The organism is Arthrobacter crystallopoietes (assembly GCF_002849715.1).
Lineage (GTDB): Bacteria > Actinomycetota > Actinomycetes > Actinomycetales > Micrococcaceae > Crystallibacter > Crystallibacter crystallopoietes.
The window spans coordinates 18180-36702 of sequence record NZ_CP018863.1 but is presented as its reverse complement, the minus strand read 5'-3'; the positions used below and the strand labels follow the sequence as shown (position 1 = coordinate 36702).

19 protein-coding genes are annotated in these 18523 nt (G+C 65.4%); 16 read left to right on the top strand and 3 right to left on the bottom strand.

Features of this window, described 5'->3' with window-relative positions; all coding sequences use genetic code 11:
• Positions 1-155 precede the first annotated feature (155 nt).
• Genes AC20117_RS00205 through AC20117_RS00185 form a run of 5 tightly spaced genes read left to right on the top strand, consistent with a single transcriptional unit; the run spans position 156 to position 5482 of the window.
• On the top strand, positions 156-1445 hold the full coding sequence (locus AC20117_RS00205) for a nucleotide sugar dehydrogenase (protein WP_074701587.1): 1290 nt from the start codon (positions 156-158) through the stop codon (positions 1443-1445).
• Positions 1446-1504: 59 nt separating this feature from the next.
• Positions 1505-2143 carry an acyltransferase gene (locus tag AC20117_RS00200; protein WP_074701589.1) on the top strand — a complete coding sequence of 213 codons (639 nt, stop codon included), beginning with the start codon at positions 1505-1507 and terminating at the stop codon, positions 2141-2143.
• Positions 2144-3238, top strand: coding sequence for a DegT/DnrJ/EryC1/StrS family aminotransferase (locus AC20117_RS00195; RefSeq protein WP_074701590.1), 1095 nt, complete (start codon positions 2144-2146; stop codon positions 3236-3238).
• A 3-nt stretch (positions 3239-3241) separates the two neighbouring features.
• Positions 3242-4267: a Gfo/Idh/MocA family protein gene (locus AC20117_RS00190; RefSeq protein WP_074701592.1), complete on the top strand. Its 1026-nt coding sequence runs from the start codon at positions 3242-3244 to the stop codon at positions 4265-4267.
• 6 nt (positions 4268-4273) lie between these two features.
• Positions 4274-5482 (top strand): glycosyltransferase, encoded by a 1209-nt coding sequence (locus AC20117_RS00185; protein ID WP_074701593.1) that lies wholly within the window; start codon positions 4274-4276, stop codon positions 5480-5482.
• Positions 5483-5505: 23 nt separating this feature from the next.
• Here AC20117_RS00185 and AC20117_RS00180 read toward each other — a convergent pair whose 3' ends face one another.
• Positions 5506-6648, bottom strand: a complete 1143-nt coding sequence (locus AC20117_RS00180) for a glycosyltransferase family protein (protein WP_101632492.1) — start codon at positions 6646-6648, stop codon at positions 5506-5508.
• A 180-nt stretch (positions 6649-6828) separates the two neighbouring features.
• Here AC20117_RS00180 and AC20117_RS00175 point away from each other — a divergent pair, with 180 nt between their 5' ends.
• The 6 genes from AC20117_RS00175 to AC20117_RS00150 are packed head-to-tail and all read left to right on the top strand — an operon-like array spanning position 6829 to position 12374.
• A complete protein-coding gene (locus AC20117_RS00175; protein ID WP_074701595.1) occupies positions 6829-7944 on the top strand; it encodes a glycosyltransferase in 1116 nt (371 codons plus the stop codon).
• Positions 7945-7996: 52 nt separating this feature from the next.
• Positions 7997-8662: a glycosyltransferase family 2 protein gene (locus AC20117_RS00170; RefSeq protein ID WP_236777402.1), complete on the top strand. Its 666-nt coding sequence runs from the start codon at positions 7997-7999 to the stop codon at positions 8660-8662.
• 4 nt (positions 8663-8666) lie between these two features.
• Positions 8667-9035 carry a DUF2304 domain-containing protein gene (locus tag AC20117_RS00165; RefSeq protein WP_074701598.1) on the top strand — a complete coding sequence of 123 codons (369 nt, stop codon included), beginning with the start codon at positions 8667-8669 and terminating at the stop codon, positions 9033-9035.
• Complete coding sequence (locus AC20117_RS00160) at positions 9028-10191, top strand: glycosyltransferase (RefSeq protein ID WP_074701600.1); 1164 nt, start codon at positions 9028-9030, stop codon at positions 10189-10191. Before AC20117_RS00165 ends, AC20117_RS00160 begins: the two co-directional genes overlap by 8 nt.
• A complete protein-coding gene (locus AC20117_RS00155) occupies positions 10188-11327 on the top strand; it encodes a glycosyltransferase (protein WP_236777401.1) in 1140 nt (379 codons plus the stop codon). Before AC20117_RS00160 ends, AC20117_RS00155 begins: the two co-directional genes overlap by 4 nt.
• A 3-nt stretch (positions 11328-11330) precedes the next feature.
• Positions 11331-12374, top strand: coding sequence for a glycosyltransferase (locus AC20117_RS00150; protein ID WP_139186809.1), 1044 nt, complete (start codon positions 11331-11333; stop codon positions 12372-12374).
• Here AC20117_RS00150 and AC20117_RS00145 read toward each other — a convergent pair.
• A complete protein-coding gene (locus tag AC20117_RS00145) occupies positions 12371-14194 on the bottom strand; it encodes an ABC transporter ATP-binding protein (RefSeq protein ID WP_074701603.1) in 1824 nt (607 codons plus the stop codon). The two genes, AC20117_RS00150 and AC20117_RS00145, sit on opposite strands and share 4 nt — an antisense overlap.
• 159 nt (positions 14195-14353) lie before the next feature.
• On the opposite strand from AC20117_RS00145, the gene AC20117_RS00140 reads away from it, so the two are divergent.
• From AC20117_RS00140 to AC20117_RS00125, 4 genes are all read left to right on the top strand, one after another.
• Entirely contained in the window at positions 14354-15580 is a 1227-nt protein-coding gene (locus AC20117_RS00140) for a TadA family conjugal transfer-associated ATPase (protein WP_074701604.1), read from the top strand.
• Entirely contained in the window at positions 15577-16440 is an 864-nt protein-coding gene (locus AC20117_RS00135) for a type II secretion system F family protein (protein ID WP_074701606.1), read from the top strand. The genes AC20117_RS00140 and AC20117_RS00135 overlap by 4 nt, the downstream gene beginning before the upstream one ends.
• Complete coding sequence (locus tag AC20117_RS00130; protein WP_101632491.1) at positions 16437-17378, top strand: type II secretion system F family protein; 942 nt, start codon at positions 16437-16439, stop codon at positions 17376-17378. The genes AC20117_RS00135 and AC20117_RS00130 overlap by 4 nt, the downstream gene beginning before the upstream one ends.
• A 100-nt stretch (positions 17379-17478) precedes the next feature.
• Positions 17479-17685 carry a hypothetical protein gene (locus AC20117_RS00125; protein ID WP_418202248.1) on the top strand — a complete coding sequence of 69 codons (207 nt, stop codon included), beginning with the start codon at positions 17479-17481 and terminating at the stop codon, positions 17683-17685.
• 146 nt (positions 17686-17831) lie between these two features.
• On the opposite strand, the gene AC20117_RS00115 is transcribed toward AC20117_RS00125, so the two are convergent.
• Entirely contained in the window at positions 17832-18242 is a 411-nt protein-coding gene (locus AC20117_RS00115; protein WP_074701610.1) for a TadE/TadG family type IV pilus assembly protein, read from the bottom strand.
• A 25-nt stretch (positions 18243-18267) separates the two neighbouring features.
• Here AC20117_RS00115 and AC20117_RS00110 point away from each other — a divergent pair, with 25 nt between their 5' ends.
• Positions 18268-18495: a hypothetical protein gene (locus AC20117_RS00110; RefSeq protein WP_179951891.1), complete on the top strand. Its 228-nt coding sequence runs from the start codon at positions 18268-18270 to the stop codon at positions 18493-18495.
• The last annotated feature ends 28 nt before the right edge of the window (positions 18496-18523 follow it).

The following is an 18523-nucleotide window of genomic DNA, read 5'->3' as shown; positions in this document are numbered from 1 at the left end:
GCACCATAGGCGGCGGGGCCGGGCTTGTGCTTGAGTGTTGCACCGCCTGTGGATAACCAACGTTCAATCCGAAGCGCCGGGCCAAGTAGCGATACGCTTGGACGTGGGCCGCCGTACGGCGGGAGATTCAAGAGATAAGAAAAGGTTCCCCTCTGGTGAAGATAGCTGTCATAGCTTTGGGAAAGATCGGTCTGCCGCTGGCTGTCCAGTTCGCATCCAAGGGGCACGAGGTTCTCGGCGTGGACGTCAATGCCGACGTGGTGGCGCAGATCAATGCCGGACAGGAGCCGTTTCCGGGCGAGGCGCACCTGCAGGAAAAGCTTGCCGAGCTGGTTCCTTCCGGCCGGCTGCGGGCCACCACCAGCTATGCCGAGGCGGTACCGGAGGCAGACGCCGTCGTCTTGGTGGTTCCTTTGTTCGTTGACGACCAGGCCCGCCCTGACTTCGGCTGGATGGATGCCGCGACGGTCGAGCTGGCGCGGCATTTGCGGCCCGGCACGCTGGTCTCCTACGAAACCACGCTGCCGGTCGGCACCACCCGCAACCGGTGGAAGCCGATGCTGGAGGAGGGGTCCGGGCTGAGCGAGGGCACGGACTTCCATCTGGTCTTCTCCCCGGAACGGGTGCTGACCGGCCGGGTGTTTGAGGATCTGCGCAAGTACCCCAAGCTGATCGGTGCCCTGTCCGAAACCGGTGCTGCCAAGGCCACCGAGTTCTACGAAGCCGTGCTGGACTTCGACGAGCGTCCGGATCTGGCCCGGCCCAACGGCGTCTGGGATTTGGGCTCCGCCGAGGCCTCCGAGCTGGCAAAGCTGGCCGAGACGACGTACCGCGATGTCAACATCGGGCTGGCCAACCAGTTTGCGCGCTACGCGGCCACGGCCGGGATCGACATCTATCAGGTGATTGAGGCCTCGAACTCGCAGCCATACAGCCATATCCACCAGCCCGGCATTGCGGTGGGCGGGCACTGCATTCCCGTGTATCCGCGGCTGTATTTGTGGAATGATCCGGAGGCCACCGTGGTCCGGGCCGCCCGCGAGGCGAATGCCGGGATGCCCGATTACACCATCGGGCTTCTGGAGGGTGCCTTCGGCGATCTGGCCGGCGCGCGCGTCGTCGTACTTGGTGCTGCCTACCGGGGCGGGGTGAAGGAAACGGCGTTCTCCGGCGTGTTCGGTGCGGTGGAGGCGATTACGGCCCGCGGAGGCAAAGCGCTGGTCCACGACCCGCTCTACCGCGACGAGGAACTGGCGCAGCTGGGCTTTGCGCCTTACCAATTGGGCGAGCCGGCCGACGCTGCCGTGGTGCAGGCCAACCACGCCGAATACCGGGATCTCGGACCGGCGGACCTGCCCGGTGTCAAGGTTTTCATCGACGGCCGGCGCATCAGCTCCGGCGAGCAGTGGCCCGGCGTGACCTACCGCGTGATCGGCAAGGCCTGAGCGGTTGCGCACGGTCAAGATAACGACGGCGGCCGGCACCGCCAGGGAAGGAATCACCTGTGAGCTTCATCGCTGAGACGGCGGACGTCTCGGACCGCGCGCGGCTGGGCGACGGAACCAAGGTCTGGCATCTGGCCCAGGTCCGCGAGGACGCGGTGCTGGGGACGGATTGCATCGTGGGCCGGGGCGCCTATATCGGCACCGGCGTGGAGATCGGTGACAACACCAAGATCCAGAACTACGCCCTGGTCTACGAACCGGCGCGGCTGGGCCGCGGGGTCTTCATCGGCCCGGCCGTGGTGCTCACCAATGACACCTACCCCCGTTCGGTGGGCCCGGACGGTTCCCTGAAGAGTGCCGATGACTGGACTCCCGTGGGAGTGACCATCGAAGACGGCGCCTCGATCGGTGCCCGCGCGGTCTGTGTTGCGCCGGTGACCATCGGGCAATGGGCCACCGTCGCGGCTGGCGCCGTGGTGACCAAGGACGTCCCGGCGTTCGCACTGATGGCCGGCGTTCCGGCCAAGCGGATCGGCTGGGTGGGCCGGGCAGGCCACCCGCTGCGGCGGAACGACGGCGGCGATCCGCTTTCGTGGGTCTGTCCCGAGACCGGGGCAACCTACATCGAAGAGGGCGGAACGCTGCGGGAAACCGGATCCGCCGGCGCCCACGCGGCCCCGGCAAACGAGGAGAGCTAATTGAGCAAGGACTTTATTCCGGCCGCCAAACCGATCGTCGGGGAGGAAGAACGGGCGGCCGTCGACGCGGTGCTGGTCTCCGGCATGCTGGCGCAGGGCGCTGAGGTTGCCTCTTTCGAAGAGGAGTTTTCTTCGGTCCTGCTGGACGGCCGCGCCGCAGTCGCGGTGAACTCCGGTACCTCGGGGCTGCATCTGGGGCTGCTGGCGGCCGGCATCGGCCCGGGCGACGAGGTCATCGTGCCGTCCTTCACCTTCGCCGCCACGGCAAATTCCGTTGCGTTGACCGGGGCAACTCCGGTTTTCGCCGATATCGAACCTGACCATTACTGCCTGTCCGCGGCGGCTGCCGAAGGGGTCCTGACCGAGCGGACCAAGGCCATCATGCCCGTCCACCTGTACGGGCATCCGGCCAACATGGATGACCTCGGCGCATTGGCCAGCTCCCGTGGGCTTGCGTTGTTCGAGGACGCGGCCCAGGCCCACGGCGGCGCCCTGCACGGGAAGAAGGTCGGCACCTTCGGCACGTTTGCCATGTTCAGCCTGTACCCGACGAAAAACATGACTTCAGGCGAAGGCGGGATGGTCTCCACCGCTGACGACGACGTCGCGCGGCGGCTACGGCTGCTGCGGAACCAAGGCATGGAACGCCAGTACGAGAACGAACTCGTCGGCTTCAACGCACGGATGACCAATCTGCACGCCGCTATCGGGCGGGTGCAGCTGAGGAAGATAGTCGCCTGGACCGAACGCCGCCAGGCCAACGCCGCGTTCCTCACCGGCAACCTGGACGGAGTGGGCACGCCGGCGGTGGCCGACGGCGCAGAGCACGTCTACCACCAGTACACCGTCCGGGTGCCGGCCGGGGAGCGGGACCGTTTTGCGGCCGCGCTGAAGGAGGAATACAACATCGGTTCCGGCGTCTATTACCCCATCCCGAACCACCGGCTGCCGTCATTCAACCGCGACGCGGACCTGCCGCACACCGAGCAGGCCTCACGCGAAGTGCTCTCGCTGCCGGTCCACCCTTCACTGGACGCGGAAGATCTGGACCGCATCGTCACCGCGGTCAACGCCCTGGCCAAGGCAGGTGCGTAAGCGATGGCCAAACTGCGTGCCGGACTAATCGGACTGGGCATGATGGGGCGCCACCATGCCCGCGTACTGGGCGAAACCGACGGGGTCGAACTGGTTGCCGTGGCGGATGCCTATGGCGACCCGCACGGAGTGGCTTCGGACGTGCCGCTCCGGAACACCGTCGAAGAACTCATCGCGCACGGGCTGGACATGGTGGTCTGCGCGGTACCTACGGGGCTGCATGAAGAAGTCGGCCTGGCCCTGGCCGAGGCGGGCATCCACACCCTGATCGAGAAGCCGATCGCCGCCACCGTCGACGGCGGTCTGCGTTTGGCCGAGGCCTTCGAAGCCAAAGGCCTGGTCGGTGCCGTCGGACATATCGAACGTTACAACCCCGCCCTGCAGTCGCTGCGGGCGCGGCTGGAAAACGGCGACCTGGGCACTGTCTACCAGATTGCCACCCGCCGGCAGGGTCCGTTTCCGGCGCGGATTGCCGATGTTGGAGTGATCAAGGATCTGGGCACGCACGATATCGATCTGACGGCCTGGCTGGCACAGAGCGATTACCAGTCAGTCAGTGCCCGCGCGACCACGCGGTCCGGGCGCGAGCATGAGGACATGGTCGCGGCCACCGGACAGCTGGCCAACGGCATTATCACCAGCCATCTGGTCAACTGGCTGTCGCCCATGAAGGAACGCGTCACGGTTGTCACCGGTGAGCGCGGATCCTTCCTCGCCGATACTCTCACCGCTGACCTGACCTTCTATGAAAACGGCACGATCAGCACGCAGTGGGACTCAGTGGCCAACTTCCGCGGCGTCTCCGAAGGCAATGTCACCCGCCTGGCCATCCCCAAACGGGAGCCCCTGAAGGTCGAACACGAAGCCTTCCGCGACGCGGTGCTGGCCGCCCGCGGGGAATCCGCGACGGCCCCGGAAACATCGGCCGCGCAGATCGTCACCATGCGCGAGGGCCTGAACACCCTGCGCGTCGCCGAAGCCATGGTGGACTCCAGCCGCGAGGCCAGGACCATCCGACTGCAGGACTGACCGGGCGTGCGTATTCTGGTCGCTACCCGCATCTATGCCCCGGAGGCGGGGGCGGCAGCTTACCGGCTTGCTGCTACCGTCCGGGCACTGGTCGAAGGCGGGCATGATGTCACCGTACTGACCACCCGGACCCCGGGGAATTCCAGCAGCTCCGCCCCCAGTGCTGCTGCGGCCGGACGTGCGGCGGGTACCCCTGGAGCACGCGAGGCGCGGCTGAGACGCTGGCCGGTGCTGCGGGATAAAACCGGTGCGGTCCGAGGCTACGTGCAGTACGCCAGTTTTGATCTGCCGCTGTTTTTCCGCCTGCTGGCGGCAGGGAACTTTGACGCCGTGCTGGTGGAGCCGCCTCCCACCACTGGCGTGGTGGTCCGCGTGGCCTCGTGGCTGCGGCGCAGGCCGTACATTTATTTTGCCGCCGACGTCAGTTCGAATGCGGCCGCGGGAATCGGCGTGAACCCGGTGGTCGTCAAAGTACTGCGTGCCGTGGAGAAATGGGTGCTTTCCGGGGCAGCGGGAGTGCTCAGCGTTTCGTCCGGCGTCAGCGATGCCGTTCGGGAACTGACGGACGGCCGTGCCGCCGTGACCGAAGTCGGCACGGGAATCGACACCGATACCTTTGCACTGCAGGCCACGGACCGGCAGGCAGTGATGGCCGGTCCGGCAAACTTCGTTTACGCGGGCACCATGTCCGAGATCCAGGGCGCCGGCGTTTTCGTGGACGGCTTCCTGAAGATTCTGGACAGCCATCCGGAAGCCCGCCTGCTGATGTACGGGCAGGGCGTGGAGCTTGAAGAGCTCAAACGCAGGGCAGCTCCGGCCGGGAACCGCATCCGCTTCATGGGTGTGGCCGGCGGCGAGGAGATAGCTGCAGCGATGAGCCAGGCAGCAGCCGGGCTGGCCTCAGTCCGGCCCGCACGGGGCTATGACTTCGCGTTCGCCACCAAGGCCTTCGCCAGCCTGGCCTGCGGGGCTCCGGTCATCTACTCCGGCGTAGGCCCGCTGCGCGCGATCGTGGCGGAAAATTCGCTGGGACACAGCGTCGACTGGGACGCAGGAGCCGTGGCAGTTGCCATGAGCGAAGTGTTGGAGCAGCCCGCGGACCAGGACGAACGCAGCCGGCTGTCGCGCTGGGTAGAGCAGAACTACTCATTGCGCAGTGTCGGGCACCGCGCGGCTGATGCTGTTGCCTCCGCCGCCGGACGGGACCGGTTCTGACCGGGCGTGCCCGGGCAGAACCGTCAGCCCAGTAGGCGGGTCAGCAGACCGCGGGTGACCGCCTCGTCCTCGGCAGAACTCAGGGCCTGCGCGGCACGGTGCACATTCGCCTTGTAACGTTCCACTTCCTCGCCGGTGAGCGCAGCGAGCGTGCGGGACAGGGATTGCGTGCTGAAGTCCTCGGTCACGGCACCCAGATCGTACTGGCGCATCAGCCTGGCGGTTTCGGGGGAGGGACTGAACACCAGGGCCAGGCGGGCCTGGACGAAGTCGAAGAACTTGTTCGGGAGCATGAGCCTGTGGTTGGTGGTGCGCGGGGGGAGGCTGAAGACGCCGACGTCGTACTTATTCAGCGTGGCCGGCAGCTCGTCGGGGGCAACGGCGTCGTGGAAGGTGATGCGGCGGTCTCCTGCCGCCAGCTCCTTGAGCTGCTGCCAGTAGCGTCCGCCGTCGCGCGCCTTGACCAGATACAGATCCAAGCTGAAGCGATCGTCCAGGGCCCGGAAGGCTTCGATGGTGCCCTCCAGGTTCCGGCCCGGAATTGCTGCGCCGGAGTGGACCAAGCGGATCTTGCCGGCGACGGGCTCCGACGGCACCAAGTCCCGGTACGGGCCGGCGTTGCGGACCACCTCGGTATCGATCCCGAACTGTTCCGAATATAAGGCGGCGATCGAAGCATTAACGGCCGTCACCGCCGTCGTCCGTGGTAGGTATTTGGCACAGATTGCCCACATGTAGGGCTTGACGAGCAACCGCCACGGCAGCACATGAGCGCGCTCTTCCGGGGCCCACTCGTGCATGTCGCCCCATACCGGGGTGGCGCCGGCAATGGCATGGGCCAGGGGCAGGGCGCGGGCCTCGTTGGCCACGATCAGGTCAAAGCTCCGGCCGCGGACGAGGGCGAGCGCCTGTTTGACCGCAGGGGCGGCCAGCTCCACCGAAGCGTGCCTGCGGAGTCCCAGCCGCAGAACGCCGGACAGAGTCTGCGGCAGGGAGGGCAGGGCGGAATCGATTTCCAAGTGAGTGGTGGAGCCGGGCGGTCGGTTGCCGTAGGAGAGCGTGGTCACCTCACCGGCCTCCGCGAGCAAGGTCACTTGGCGCAAGACTCGTGAATCGGCCTCGATGTCGGAGAAGGAGATACAAAGTATCTGTTTGGGCACCGTCATTCCTTACCTCAGTGCTGGGAAGCGGCACGCGTGGGCCCGGTGCCTGCCCGGACCGTGTCCGGACCGTGACCAGCCTACCTGCCGCCGGGTCTGCAGCCGGTCCGTGTTGCCGGGCTACTATGGCTGTGACAGACGCGGCCACGGCCGCCGCACCAGCCAACAGCCGGGTCAGGAAGCCACGTGAAGATCGCGATTACCAAGAGCACCTTGCGCGTACCGCCGACGTACTTCGCCACGGCCCACGCCGAGCAGCTCAAGGCCAGCCACGATTTCCACCTCTTTACCCTGGTCGCCGAGATCACCGACCGGTCCGTTACCGTCCCTGTAACGGATTTTGTGCCCGGCCAGCTGCTGGGTTTCCGCCGTCGTGAATTGGTCATGCCCGCGTTCATGCCCGCCATGACCCTGGCCATCCGGCGCTTCAAACCGGATCTGATCCACCAGCACTTCGGTACCTGGTCGCAGCCGGCCGTGCAGGCATCCCGCCAGGGCACTCCGCTGGTGACTACCCTGCACGGTTCCGATGTGGTCTCGCTGGGGAACCGGGCAGATACGTTCATGGCCAAGTGGCACCACCGCAATGTGCTGGCAGCCGCCTCCCAGAGCAAACGGATCCTGGCCGTCAGCAACTATTTGGCGGGCCGTGCCACGGCGCTCGGGCTGGACGCGGACAAAATCGAGGTGCACTACCAGGGCGTCGATACGGACTACTTTGCCCCGGGCAGCCATGACAGCGAGGGCGTTCCGGTGGTGCTCTTCGTGGGGACCTTGAACACCCAGAAGGGCATCAGGGATTTGATCGATGCCTCGCTCGCCGTCTGGCGGAAGGCTCATCACCGGCTGGTCGTGATCGGGGACGGACCCTTGCGGGATGCCGTCGAGGAACAGGCCGCCAGCCACCCGCACATTGATTTCCTCGGCCGAATGGACAGGGAAGCCATCCGCGGCTGGATGCAGCAGGCGCATATTCTGGTGGCGCCCAGCCAGGAGGCCGGCGGAGCGCGCGAGGCGGCCGGCCTGGTGCTGCTGGAGGCACAGGCTTGCGGAACGCCGGTGCTTGCGTACCGCAGCGGCGGGATTCCGGAAATGCTCGACGACGGCACCACCGGCCTGCTCGCCAGCGAAGCGGACTTCTCCCAGCTCCAAAGCCGGCTGCTGCAGTTGCTCCAGCTCGGCAGCGGCGAGTATCTTGGCATGCGCCGCGCGGCCCGGAATTTCGTCGTCGAACATCGCAGTCTGGCCGGCAGCAGCAAAGAACTGGACGCCCATTACAAGCAGGTGCGCGAGCTCGGTTGAGCGGCTGCTGGGGCTGCGCGCCGTCCTATGCCTGTTGTGGAATACTAGGCAGGTGAGTCGTTGCTGGGTAGTCGTGCCGATGTATAACGAGGCTACCGTCGTCGGTTCGGTAGTTTCCGGACTGCTCGAAGAATTTCCGTACGTGGTCTGTGTCGATGACGGGAGCTCGGACGGCTCGGCCGCCATCGCACGCTCCGCCGGGGCCGTCGTTGTTGAACATCCGGTCAATCTGGGACAGGGAGCGGCCCTGCAGACCGGGATCGAATTCGCCCTCCAGGACCCGCAGCTGGACGCCATTGTCACCTTCGACGCCGACGGCCAGCACCGGGTTGAAGATGCTGCCGCCATGCTCTCACGGATCCGTTCGGGCGAAGCCGAAGTCGTGCTCGGATCGCGGTTCCTCGAAGGAACTGCCGACGTCTCCCGGCTGAAGCGGCTGGTACTGCGCACGGCGGCACTGCAGTCGCGTTTCTCCACCGGGCTGCGGCTCACTGACGCGCACAACGGGCTCCGGGCGATCTCGGCTCCGATCGCGGCGAAGATCCAGCTGACGCAGAACCGGATGGCGCACGCCTCCGAACTGATCCAGCAGATGGCCGACCTGAAACCGGTCCTGGTAGAGCACCCGGTAAAGATCGTCTATACGGAATACTCCAAGGCCAAAGGGCAGTCGCTGCTGAACGGCGTCAACATCCTCGCGGATCTCTTCTTCAGGTGAACCAATGATCATAGTTGTCCAAATTGTCCTGGTCCTGGCCGTCATCATCGGCGCACTGGCCCTGATGCGGGGCGCCGGCAATGCCCGGCACCAGGCCGTACGGCGCATTCTGCTGGTACTTTTCGCCGGTGTTGCCGCCTTGTCAGTATTCTTCCCCGGACTGCTCACGCGCGTGGCCAATCTCCTGGGCATCGGCCGTGGTACGGACCTGGTGCTCTACGGGCTGATTGTGTGTTTCCTGATTTTTATGGCCAGCTCCTACCACCGCACGCGCCAGCTGGAAGCCCGGATCACTAAGCTGGCCCGTCGGATTGCACTGGACGAGGCGCCGCGTCCGGACGCCGCAGCCGGGGAAGGCCGCGGGAATGACTGACCGGCAGGCACCGGCGGCCGAGCTGATCATTGCCGTCCACAGCGCGGATCGCCCGATTCGCCGTGCCGTGGAATCCGTCCTCGCCGCGGCGGCTCCGGGCCGCGTTCTGGCCACCGTTGTGTGCCACAACCTTGAGCCCGCGCCCATCCGCGCCATGCTCGCCGGGCTGCCCGCCGAACAGGTCCGGGTCCTGGCCCTGGCGGACGGAATCCGTTCGCCGGCCGGACCATTCAACTACGGGCTCGAACACGCAGTAGCCCGATTCGTAGGGATCATGGGCTCCGACGACACGCTGGAGACCGGGGCTGTGGACGCCTGGCAGGCTGCCGCGGAAGATGCCGGCGCCGCCGTCGTTATGGCACCGATGCGGCTCCAAGGCGGACGGCGGATCCTGACCCCGCGGGCACGGGTGTTCCGCGGGATGCTGGTGAATCCTGTGCGGGACCGCCTGGCTTACCGGACCGCTCCGCTGGGGCTGTTCCGCCGGGACCTGCTCTCCAAACACGGTCTGGCTCTGACCCCCGAACTGCGGACCGGTGAGGACCTGGAATTCGGGCTCAAGTTGTGGTTCTCGGGCGAACGGATTGCCTATCCGGCGCAGGGGCCGGCCTACGTCGTCGGGAACGACGCAGTGGAACGGGTGACCGCGGCCGTGCTGCCCTTGGCGGAGCAGTTCCGCGATGTGCGTTTGCTGGTCGCGGGAATGTGGTTCGCCGCGCTGCCCGAGCGGGAGCGCACCGCCGTCGCGGTCAAAATCCTGCGCGGCCATGTCATCAGTGCCGCAGTACGGCGGGGGCCGGACTTCAGCTGGCCGGCAGCCGACCGGCGGGAGCTAAGCCGCGTCATTGAACTGGTGACCGGGTTGGCTCCGGCCGCGCCCAAGGTGCTCAGCGCCCCTGATGAACGGCTGCTGCTGGAACTGCGCGACGCCGCCAGCGCCGAAGCCGTCCAGGAATCATTACGACGGCGGGATGCCGCCAGCGCGCTACGGCGCAGCCTGACGCTCCGCCGGCAGGATAATTTCCGCGTCGAGGCACCGCTGCGGAGCAATCTGAACTCGCTGCTGGCCGCCGTCACCGACACCGTACTTTCCGCCCTGCCGCCGGCTGCCCGGCGGCACCGGCCCAGCCCGCAACATCGAAAGGATGCTGCATGAACCGCTCTGCCAGCAGACTGCTGATCCTCTCCCTCTCGCCCCTTCGCAGCGATCCGCGCGTGCTGAAGCAGATCAACCTGTTCCGGGACAAGTACCAGGTCCTCACCTGCGGCTTCGGCCCCGCACCTGACGGTGTGGCCGGACACTTCGAACTGGACCGGGTGCTGCCCAGCTGGCCGCGGGATCCGAAGCGGCTGGCCGCGCGGCGATACCGCCAGGTGTACTGGAACATCGCCGCGGTTGCGGAGGCCTCGCGGATGCTGCGCGGGCAGCACTTCGACGCTGTCCTGGCCAACGATGCGAACACCGTCCCGCTGGCGCTGAGCTTGGAACCCGTGCGCGGCGTGCATGCGGACCTGCATGAATTCGCCCCGAAGGAGCACTTCAACAAACCTGCGTGGCGGGTCCTGGTGGCCCCGTACGTCCGCTGGCTGTGCCGAACGTACCTGCCCGCGGTCAGCTCCGTGACCACGGTTTCGGAGGGTATCGCCGAGCAGTACCAGAAGGACTTCGGGATCGACGTCGATGTGGTCACTAATGCGGCACCCTACGCCGAGCTGGAACCGCGTCCGACCGGGGAGAAAATCCGCCTCATCTACAGTTCGGCCGGACAGCGCTACCGCCGGATCGAGGATATCATCGCGGCCATGGACGGGGTGCCTGAGGATCTGGAACTGGACCTGATCGTCATGCCCAACGAGCCCGAGTATGTGGACCAGTTGCGCAGCCAGGCGGAGCCGCTGCCCAATGTCCGGTTCCGCGATCCGGTGCCGTACACCGAACTCGTCAAGACCATCAGCGAGTACGACGTGTCCATCTCGGTCATTCCGCCGACCAACTTCAATCTGGCCCAGGCCCTGCCGAACAAGTTCTTCGAGGCCGTCCAAGCCCGGACGGCCCTCATCATCGGTCCGTCGCCGGCGATGCAGACGCTGCTCGAACGGCACGGCCTCGGCGCGGTGACCGAGGACTTCACCGCGGAAGGCCTGCGGGCGGTACTGCAGTCGCTGACCCGAGAGCGGATCGATCGGTGGAAGGCCAACGCGGACAAGGCCGCCGACGAGTTGTCCTCCGAGCACCAGAACAAGGCCTGGGAACGGGCGGTCGCCGCCCTCCTGGAACCGGCGGAGGCCTGAGCAGTGCCCGGTTCACAAACAGCTCCCCGGGTGGCCGCCTCCGGCTCCCGTCCGGAGGCTGAAGCGAAGGTCCTGCATCTGTACGATGCCGCCGACGTCGGCCGCACCCTGGTCAAGTACGGCAGGAAGGACGGGCATCCCTGGCGGCAGTTCAACCGGACGCCGCCCGCGGATTCCGGCATGCCCGTCGGCGCAGCAGGGAAAAGCAGGCGGTTGATGGCGGGCCTTTCCTGGCAAGCGGGCAGGGCGGCGGGGATTCTGCGCGCCGATCTGCTCCATGTCCACTCCGGCTCCCGCGTAGGCGTGGTGCGCTCCCGACCGTACAAGCCCTTTGTACTGCATTTCCACGGCACCGACATCCGCACGCAGTATTATGATCCGGCCCGCAGGCCCGCTATCCAGTGGGGCGCGGACCATGCCGCCGCTGTCCTTTACTCCACGCCCGATCTGGCCGAGCATGCCCAGGCTGCGCATCCCGGTGCCCGGTACCTGCCGAACCCGGTGGATGTGGAGGAGCTTCCCCCTTGGGCACCAGTAGACCGGCCGCGCGTGGTTTTCGCCTCCCGTTGGGACGGTTCCAAAGGCGGCCAAGCGCAACTGCAACTCGCCCGCTCACTGCCGGCCGTCGTCGTACCTGGAACGGAAGTTATGGGACTGGACTGGGGCGCCGAGGCAGGAAAGGCTGCTGCTATGGGCGTTCAGTTGGTGCCGAAGATGGCCAAGCCGGACTACCTGCGCTGGCTGGCCGGTGCGCACGCCGTGGTCGGCCAGAGCGCCGGAATCCTGGCCATGAGCGAACTGCAGGCCGTAGCCATCGGTGCCCCTGTGGTCATGCAACTCGGCCCCGGCTACTATCCCGGACCGTCGCCCGTGCTCCAGGCCGACACGATCGATGGCCTCGCCGCGCAGGTGCTGACCGCGCTCGCAGACCCGCCTGCGGTCTCCCGTGCGCTGGATGGCCCTGGTTGGATCAACACGTACCACTCACCGGAACAATCGGTGCGGCAACTCGTTGGGATGTACCGCGACGTTATGGCCGGCCGTTAGGCCTCAGAACGTTCGTCGGCCGCCAGTTCCTGTGGTGTGAGGCCCGCCAGTGCCGCCTGCTCGGCGAAATCCGGGACCCGAGCGACGACGTCGTCAAAGGTTCCGTAGGCCGCCACCTCGCCGTCACGCATGAAGAAAACGATGTCGGCATGTCGGATGGTGGCCAGCCGGTGGGCAACGGTGATGACCGTGACGTTGCCATGGAGCTCATTGATCGCCTTAGTCACCGCGGCCTCCGTGGCGGTATCCAACGCCGACGTGGCCTCGTCCATCACGAGCACCTGCGGGTTGTCGTAAAGCGCTCGGGCGATGCCTAGCCGCTGCCGCTGGCCGCCGGAAAGGGCCATGCCGCGTTCGCCGACCACGGCATCGATGCCGCCGTCGCGGGCCAGCAACGTGTCAAGCAGCTGTGCCCGGCGCAGCGCCGTTTCCACCCGTTCCCGATCAACTTTGGATTCGTCCCAGGCCAGTGCCACGTTCTGGGCAACGGAGGCATCGAAGAGGGACACTTCCTGCGGCACATAGCCGATCCGCTTGCGCCAGGAAGTCAGCACGAATTCGAGCCGCTCGCCGCCCACTTCGATGTGGCCCGCGGTCGGTTCCAGCAGCCCGAGCAGAATATCCACCATGGTGGATTTCCCGGCACCGGAAGACCCTACGAAGGCCACATGGCTGCCGGCGGGAATGCGGATGCTTATCCTATCCAGCGCAGGAGCCTGGGCACCGGGATAGCTGAAAGAGACGTCCTGGAGCACAATATCCGCCGGCGCGTCGGCGAGGTCGTGCTGCGGCCGTTCCTTGCTTTGGCGCGCCATTTCCTCGTCGCCTTCGCGAATGTCTTCAATGACCTGGCGGGCAAAGGACGCGCTGGTGTTGACCGAGGACTGCACGGCCTGCATCCGGGTCAGCGAGGGGATCAGCCGGAATCCCGCGATGGCGAACAGCCCGATGGCGCTCACGGCGCCGGCGGGACCGCCGACAAGCAGGCCAACACCGCCGACCAGGGCGAAGCCGACCACCAGGGCGGTCTCCAGAACATAGCGCGGAATCTGCGATATCTGGATGGCGCCGGCCCGGGCCAGGGCGGACTTGGTCCGGGTGCCGTGGACCTGCTCCTGCACCTCCGGTCCGCGGTCCGCGAGCGTGATTTCTTTCAGCGCCCCCAGCGCCTCGTAGAGTGTTTTGGCCGTCCGGTTGGACCACTCGCGGTTCTGACGTCCGATCGCCACCGCCCTGGGCGAAATCACCTTGGCCAGCAGCAGCGCCACGAGGCCCAGATACAGCATGGTGACAATGGCGATCAGTGGCTGGGCGATGAAAAGTACGACGACGACCGCCACCATCGTGCCCAGCTCGCCGAAGAGGGTCATCGCCGGCATCAACACACCCGAGACCGTGATGCCCACGCCCACGTCAACCGACCGGACGATTTCAGCGGAATTGCGGCCCAGCCGTTTCTCCCAGGGCGAGGCAAGATAGGCAGCGAAGAGCCGGTCGCCGATGGCAACCTCGTGGCGGGCGAAGCGCTTGGTGGCGAATCGCAGCAGCATCACCGCGAGGATGCCCTTGAGGACAATCAGCAGGCAGATGAAGATCAGCAGCGGCAGAACCAGGCCCTTTTCCGTGATGTCGCCCAGAACCGGCCAAACCATCGGCTGCCCGCTGACCAGCCCTGGGAGCAGCGCGGCCACCAGTCCCAGGGCCACGATGTCCAGCAGCGCGAGGGCGGCGGAAGCAACGGCGTAGCCGGTCAGGAATCGGCGGCTGCCTTCGGGCAGCGTTTTCAACAACGGCCCGAGGACCTTCAGAATGCTATTCATACTGGCACTAAGACTAGTTGTTTATCCACAAGCCGCGTCACAGACCTAGCTTGCTGCAAACGTTTCACCTACTCTCGGGAGAGAAAACGTACACCGACGGCGGATCCAGTCTCAAAAAGTTTCGACGTCAGGACGGCGCTGTGCGCCAGGGGGATACGGATGGATGCTGTCCGCATTGTCGAAGATGAGGTGCGCGAGCTCATCCGCCGCAGGGGCATCGACCCGGCGCACCAGGGCGGGGAAGTTCGCCGACTGGTGGAGGCCGCCGTCAATGATTATGACGAGCGGTCCCTGCTGGGGACGCTGCCTCCGCTGGGGCACCTTGACTTTGCCAGGAAGTACGTGTTCGATGCGGTCGCAGGATTCGGCGCACTGCAGCCGTTACTTGATGATCCCTCGGTTGAGGAAATCTGGATCAATTCCCCGGCCGAGGTATATGTTGCACGCGGCGGAGAATCCGAGCTTACTTCGGTCACGCTGAGCCAGCAGCAGGTACGGGACCTGGTGGAAAGGATGCTCAAGTCCTCGGGCCGTCGGTTGGACCTGTCCTCACCTTTCGTCGATGCGGCCTTGCCCGATGGCTCCCGTCTGCACGTGGTCATTCCTGATATCACCAGGCGGCACTGGGCCGTCAACATCCGTAAGTTCATTGCCCGTGCATCGAAACTGGACCATTTGGTGGAACTGGGCTCGCTTTCGCCCGAGGCCGCGCGGTTCCTTTCCGCCGCGGTAGCCAGCGGGCTGAACATCCTGGTCTCCGGAGCAACGCAAGCGGGTAAGACGACGATGCTTAATTGCCTTGCGGCGAGCATCGGCAGCCGCGAGCGCGTGGTGACGGTCGAGGAAATTTTCGAGCTTCAACTGCCCTTACGCGACGTGGTGGGCCTGCAGTGTCGCCAGCCGAATCTGGAGGGCGAGGGCGAAATCCCCCTGCGGCGCCTGGTCAAGGAAGCCCTGCGCATGCGGCCGGACCGCCTGATCGTCGGCGAAGTCCGCGAAGCCGAAAGCCTGGACATGCTCATTGCCCTCAATAGCGGCCTGCCAGGGATGTGCACCATCCACGCGAACAGTGCCCATGATGCCATCACGAAGGTGTGCACGCTGCCCCTGCTGGCTGGCGAGAATATCTCCAGTGCCTTCGTCCTGCCGACGGTGGCTTCCTGTATTGATCTGGTCGTGCACTGTACGCGCAGCGCCTCCGGTCTGCGGCAGGTTGCCGAAATAGTCTCGCTAGGACGCCGAGTTGAAAACGGCATTATCGAGACATCAACTCTTTTCAGCCGGCAGAACGGAGATCTGCTGGCCAGCAGTTCGGCCAGTCCGGGAGACGAGAAATTTGCCCGTGCCGGGTACAACGTCATGCAGTTGCTCGGCGGCATGTCATGACTGCTGCCGCTGGCCTTGTGGGCGGGTTCGGACTGTTCCTAATCTGGTGGTCCTGCTGGGAGTTGCCGGAGCCGCCTCCCAAGAGCCCCCGCAACCCACGGTTCACTCGCTTGCAGGAGATCATCAATCAATCGGGAATTGAGAAAGTTTCTGTCAACGGCCTCATCGCCAGTTGTGCCGGAACAGCCGTCTTTACCTTTTTACTGATCCTGGTGATTACGCAATCGCCACCGATCGCCGGCTGTTTCGCGCTCTTTGGCGGATGGCTGCCGTTGGTGCTGGTGCGGTGGCGCGCAAGGCGCCGCGTGGCGGCGATGCGTGAAATTTGGCCGGATGTAGTCGATCACCTTCGTTCCGCCATTCGTGCTGGCCTCTCATTGCCGGAGGCCTTGGTGCAGCTGGGAATCCGGGGGCCGGTGGAGCTGCGTCCGGCATTCGTCGATTTTGGGGCTGATTACCGTGCCGGTGGGCGCTTCGACCAGTCGTTGGAACGGCTGAAGGACCGGCTGGCGGATCCCGTAGCGGACCGGATCATCGAAGCGCTCAGAATGACGAGGGAGGTAGGCGGTTCCGACTTGGGCAGGCTGCTGGGTACCTTGGCGGATTTTCTTCGCGACAGTGCGCGCACCAGGAGCGAACTGGAGGCCCGCCAATCGTGGACAGTCAGCGCCGCGAGGCTTGCGGTCGCCGCACCATGGATCATCTTGATGCTGCTGGCTACGCGGCCCGAGGCCGTCGCCGCCTATAACTCGACGGCCGGGGCCATGGTACTGCTCGGCGGTCTGGTCGTGTCTCTGGTCTGTTACCGTCTCATGCTCCGCATCGGTGCCTTACCTGAAGACGAACGGGTGATGCAATGACGCAGTTGATGACCATGGGCGTCCTCGCAGGGACAGGGCTGGGCGCCGGGTTGTGGCTGGTCCTGGTGCGACTGCCCTCTATGCGCAGGACGCGGTTCGTCGACAGGATCGCACCTCAGCTGAAATCGGTCGACGTCCAGTCCAGGCTGCTGGCTGCGGGACCTGTCAACGTGACTCCGTTCGGCCCCTTGGAACGCATTATCCGTCCGGTCCTTCTCGACGCCGTTTCCTGGCTGGGCAGATTCAACTTGGGAACGACGGTGTTGTCCAAGCGCCTGGCCCAGGCCGGCCGCCGCCAGACCGCCGTCGATTTCAGGGCGGAACAACTGCTGTGGGCGGTCCTGGGACTTGCCGTCGGAATTCTGCTGGCTCTGGTATCCGCGGCAGGGGGAGGGCTTGACCCCATAACGGGCATCATTCTCACAATCGGCCTCGCTGCGGGCGGATTCTTGCTGCGCGACTACATGCTGACTGTGCAGATACAGCGCCGGGAAACCAAGATGCTGGCCGAATTTCCCAGTTTGGCGGAACTGATGGCGCTCGCCGTCAGCGCGGGGGAGAGCACCACCGGTGCGCTGGAACGAATCTGCCGCAGCGCTCACGGCGAACTTGCCGATGAATTCGCTACCGTCCTGACAGATACCCGATCGGGGACTCCACTGCTGGCGGCGCTACAGGACTTTTCGCGCCGGAGCAGGCTGCAGGCCTTGGTGAGGTTCGTCGACGGCATCACTGTGGCAGTCGAAAGGGGTACGCCGCTGGCGGATGTGCTTCGGGCACAGGCACAGGACGTCAGGGATATGGCCAAACGCAGCCTCATGGAATCGGCAGGCAAAAAGGAAATTGCCATGATGGTTCCGCTCGTGTTCGGTGTTTTGCCCCTCACCGTGTTGTTCGCTGTATATCCGGGACTGGCCCTGATCAATCTGCGCTGGTGAAGGTGCCGCAATGAGAATTCCAACAACGGATCAAAGGTAAAGAAGGCGGAAAATGAACAAGTATTCCTTCACTCTGAAAGCAGCTGTACTGCTGTCGATAATGCTGGCACAGCTCGCCGGTCGGTTCCGGACGGTTGTGTCCGGCGAGGACCCCGAGCGTGGCGATGTGCCCGGGTGGGTCATGATCACCCTAATGTCCGCGGTGCTGGTGGCCGGGATCCTCGCCATTGCCAAGCCCGCGCTCGAAGGACTTTTCAACGATGCCATGGGACGCGTCAGCCAGCCTGAACCTGAGCCACTGCGATGACGAAGTAGACCACCGGTACGAGCAGCAGCGCGCCAAGGAAGACGAACTCCACAACAGCACTGCCCCGCTCCGCAGGATCGTCAGGACCTGCCGCCGCTGTCAGACGCCGGCGAAGTTTGTCGGGCCACCTTGACGGGCGGTATTTGCTATCGGGACAGTGCCGCATGGCCCTCCACCTCCAATCCGCCTGCAGGACCCACCAGTCCGACCGCTGGCAACGGAGCGTTTACCGTCACCCGAAGTGTCCTGATTCCCCCGCGTTGGATCTCCTCCACGTGTACGTCCGTGGCATAGGCAGCGTTCAGGGAGCCGGTGATCAGGGATACCGTGCGGCCCCGGGCGTCTTCCGGCCCGCGATCTGCCAAGGCACCGTAGCGGGCCCCGGAACCGGCGGCATCGATCAAGGTGTTCCGCACATGCAGAACAAGGGCCAACTGCATGATCGAAACGAAGATCAGCGTCAGGACGCCGCCGACCAGCACGAAATCCACAGCCGCTGAGCCACGCTCGGAGCGAAGACCGGCCGGAGCGCGCAGCAGCGTTATCAAGCGGCGCATATCAAACGGTGCGCCCGTTCCAACCTTGAGCGACGGTACCGTCCGCAGCGCCGTTCAACGCCATCTTGCGGATACCGGCGCAGCGGGCCGGTTCGAAGGCCTGTCCATCAGCCCCGGCACCGGTTCGCCGGAAAGCCGCACAGCCCACGTTGTCCTCTCCGCCGTGGTGCATCCTCCCATCGTGAACTTCCTGGTTCCGGCTGGTGTGCCGATCACCGTGTCCAGCGATGCCCGTTCGGAGCTGCGGCGCTGATAGAAGGTGCCAGCGCTAGATGGATGCC

Bases quoted from the DNA above. Each gene is read 5' to 3' on its own strand.
- AC20117_RS00130 (WP_101632491.1), top strand. From the start codon at position 16,437: ATGACGCAGTTGATGACCATGGGCGTCCTCGCAGGGACAGGGCTGGGC.
- AC20117_RS00145 (WP_074701603.1), bottom strand. From the start codon at position 14,194: ATGAATAGCATTCTGAAGGTCCTCGGGCCGTTGTTGAAAACGCTGCCC.
- AC20117_RS00190 (WP_074701592.1), top strand. From the start codon at position 3,242: ATGGCCAAACTGCGTGCCGGACTAATCGGACTGGGCATGATGGGGCGC.
- AC20117_RS00155 (WP_236777401.1), top strand. From the start codon at position 10,188: ATGAACCGCTCTGCCAGCAGACTGCTGATCCTCTCCCTCTCGCCCCTT.
- AC20117_RS00160 (WP_074701600.1), top strand. From the start codon at position 9,028: ATGACTGACCGGCAGGCACCGGCGGCCGAGCTGATCATTGCCGTCCAC.
- AC20117_RS00140 (WP_074701604.1), top strand. From the start codon at position 14,354: ATGGATGCTGTCCGCATTGTCGAAGATGAGGTGCGCGAGCTCATCCGC.
- AC20117_RS00180 (WP_101632492.1), bottom strand. From the start codon at position 6,648: ATGACGGTGCCCAAACAGATACTTTGTATCTCCTTCTCCGACATCGAG.
- AC20117_RS00115 (WP_074701610.1), bottom strand. From the start codon at position 18,242: ATGCGCCGCTTGATAACGCTGCTGCGCGCTCCGGCCGGTCTTCGCTCC.
- AC20117_RS00135 (WP_074701606.1), top strand. From the start codon at position 15,577: ATGACTGCTGCCGCTGGCCTTGTGGGCGGGTTCGGACTGTTCCTAATC.
- AC20117_RS00165 (WP_074701598.1), top strand. From the start codon at position 8,667: ATGATCATAGTTGTCCAAATTGTCCTGGTCCTGGCCGTCATCATCGGC.
- AC20117_RS00125 (WP_418202248.1), top strand. From the start codon at position 17,479: ATGCTGGCACAGCTCGCCGGTCGGTTCCGGACGGTTGTGTCCGGCGAG.